The 1,074-nt window shown below is 56.5% G+C and carries 2 rRNA genes; both read right to left on the bottom strand.

Going from position 1 to position 1,074, the window contains the following annotated elements:
• Positions 1-130 precede the first annotated feature (130 nt).
• Positions 131-244 (bottom strand): 5S ribosomal RNA (gene rrf / locus AXA67_02790).
• A gap of 51 nt (positions 245-295) precedes the next feature.
• Positions 296-1,074, bottom strand: a 23S ribosomal RNA gene (locus AXA67_02785); the annotation flags it as partial.

The raw sequence follows: 1,074 nt of genomic DNA, 5'->3' as shown, positions 1-1,074 counted from the left end.
CTCCGTCACTATAACGTTGGGACATCGTTTAATTCCTCTGTTTTATAGAGGCGACAACTAGTCTGACGCAGGGGGGTACCCCCAAACAAAAACCCCCACCAGGATTTCTGATGGGGGTGCTATATTGGGTGCCTGGCGGTGACCTACTTTCACGGAGACGGGCTCCACTATCATCGGCGATGCGCTGTTTCACTGCCGAGTTCGAGATGGGATCGGGTGGTTCCAGCGCTCTATGGCCACCAGGCAAAACTGGTCAATTGGTAAAACTGTACACTTAATCTTGTCTTCATCCCATAAACCCCTTTGGCGTTATAGGGTCAAGCCTCACGGGCAATTAGTACGGGTTAGCTTCACACGTCGCCGCGCTTCCACACCCCGCCTATCAACGTCCTCGTCTCGAACGGCCCTTCAGGGATCTCGCAGGATCCTGGGAGACCTCATCTCGGGGGAGGCTTCCCGCTTAGATGCTTTCAGCGGTTATCCCGTCCGTACATAGCTACCCGGCAGTGCCACTGGCGTGACAACCGGAACACCAGAGGTACGTCCACTCCGGTCCTCTCGTACTAGGAGCAGCTCCCCTCAAGTCTCCAACGCCCACAGCAGATAGGGACCGAACTGTCTCACGACGTTCTGAACCCAGCTCGCGTACCTCTTTAAATGGCGAACAGCCATACCCTTGGGACCGGCTTCAGCCCCAGGATGAGATGAGCCGACATCGAGGTGCCAAACACCACCGTCGATATGAACTCTTGGGTGGTATCAGCCTGTTATCCCCGGAGTACCTTTTATCCGTTGAGCGATGGCCCTTCCACGAAGAACCACCGGATCACTAGGACCTGCTTTCGCACCTGCTCGACCCGTCGGTCTCGCAGTCAAGCACCCTTGTGCCCTTGCACTCACCGCCTGATTTCCGACCAGGCTGAGGGTACCTTCGTGCTCCTCCGTTACTCTTTAGGAGGAGACCGCCCCAGTCAAACTACCCACCATACGCTGTCCCCGAGGAGGATTCACTCCCCTGGGTTAGAACACCAGACTTGCCAGGGTGGTATTTCAAGGTCGGCTCCCCCGCAGCTG

The sequence above is a fragment of the Methylothermaceae bacteria B42 genome, assembly GCA_001566965.1.
Classification (GTDB): domain Bacteria; phylum Pseudomonadota; class Gammaproteobacteria; order Methylococcales; family Methylothermaceae; genus Methylohalobius.
The sequence above is the reverse complement of the archived record's forward strand: the minus strand, read 5'-3'. Positions and strand labels throughout refer to the sequence as shown.